The organism is Bdellovibrionales bacterium, from assembly GCA_019750295.1.
GTDB lineage: Bacteria > Bdellovibrionota > Bdellovibrionia > Bdellovibrionales > JAGQZY01 > JAIEOS01.
Window position 1 is genome coordinate 1 of record JAIEOS010000005.1, and the last position, 1629, is coordinate 1629.

Here is a 1629-nt window from a genome sequence, read left to right on the forward strand (position 1 = left end):
TCGTACTCGGCCAATTTGCTATCCAACTTTTCGAGAAGAATATGGAAATTTTGGGGAGCTTCGGCCACTGCGGTTTGGATTTCGCTCACAATCGGAGGGATGATGATGAGTAATAACAGAACAATTCCGATACCGACCGCGGCCACGACAGCGGCGGTGGAGGCGGAACGACTAAAACCTTTTTTCTCCAGCCACTTTAGGAGCGGTAATGTGGCATACGCTAAAAAAAATGCGATGCAAAGTTGGAATAAAGCGGAGCCCAGTCCGACGAAAAACAAAGCAATGAACAATAATAAAGTTCCAACAACCGCAACTTCTTTAATCATGGATTTTTTAAGAGTTATCATGTCCAAGATTTAACTCTGATAGGCATTAGCGGCAATGAAATTCAGAGTCTAGCACCAATAATTTAATCTTAGAGCCTTACGTGGTCGTCAGATCCGTTTTCATGCGCAGAAGCGGAGGGGTTATTAAGAGAAATGCCGCAACGAAAACCATTGAGAGAATGACGAAAGCGTCATGGATTCCACGAAGATCAATGAAAGATCCGATAAAGGGGCCTAGAATTCCAAAAGTAAAACGAAACATAAAACTGAGCATAGAGTTTGCCGTCGCTCGCAGCTCGGCGCTCAAACGCATGTTAATTTGATCTCTGAGCGTGACATTGTTTAAGCCTCGAGAAAAGTAAATGAGTAAACCGCCCATGATCCCTACGATGACTTGATCGAAGGTCATCAATATATATCCACTGAAACAAAAAATCGGAATGGTGAGCATAACGGCCTGTAATCCAAACCGGCGTTGGAGATAAGGCGCACTGAGTGCCGCGAAACCGATGGAGATAGTGTAAAAGGCCCAAAGGATTCCAAAATATTTGAGATCAATCTGGAGATGTGTCCAGTATTTCTGAAGCGACCAAATGATAATAAAGTTGGCGAGAAACCAGACGACAAAGTTCATAGATAAAAGCCGCATTAAGCGATTATCGACAAATAACTTGCGAGCGACTTCGGGAATATGGTCCCATTTAAAAGCCCGCTTGCGTGCAATGTTGGGCTCCTTCAGAGTCAAAGCTGAAAGAAAAGGGAGCCACGAAATAATCATCTGGGTGAAAATCACGTGGCGAAAAGAAAAGGTCACGAGAAATCCGCCAATCAACGCTCCACTCGCTTCACCTAAAGAGTAGGACCACTGTGAAAATGACAAGGCTTTGGAAGCACCTTCGTGGTGTCTTTTGTCCAAAGGCAAGGAATCATAAAGGAGGGCGACATCGCAACCCGATATAAAACCTAAGGCAATGCCCACTAATACTTCATGTAGAAATAATCCCCAAAAACTGGTGGCGTAATTGAGCACGAGGTATCCCAGCGCCGATATGATAGAGCCAATGCATAAACTGAGTTTTCTCCCGTAAAGATCGGCGAAGTAACCCGCGGGGATATCAACAAGCGCCACCGACAAGCCGAACGCGGCCTGGAGTTGGAAAAACTCGGTCACCGTCATCCCCAGCGATGCGTAGTAGGGATAGAGAATCGGCAACACGATGATAAAAAGCCAACTAAAATTAAAAATATAAACGCGACGGACTGGGTTCACGATTTCCTATTTTAGCCGAAAGCCTTCGGATGA

Annotated in this window: 2 protein-coding genes; both read right to left on the minus strand. The window is 45.0% G+C overall.

All coding sequences use genetic code 11. The features are described 5' to 3' along the window. Nucleotides 1-353: AI-2E family transporter (locus K2Q26_01060; GenBank protein MBY0314076.1), on the minus strand; the 353-nt coding region annotated here is incomplete at its 3' end. Nucleotides 354-423: 70 nt separating this feature from the next. Then, entirely contained in the window at nucleotides 424-1596 is a 1173-nt protein-coding gene (locus K2Q26_01065; protein MBY0314077.1) for an MFS transporter, read from the minus strand. Between the last annotated feature and the right edge of the window lie 33 nt (nucleotides 1597-1629).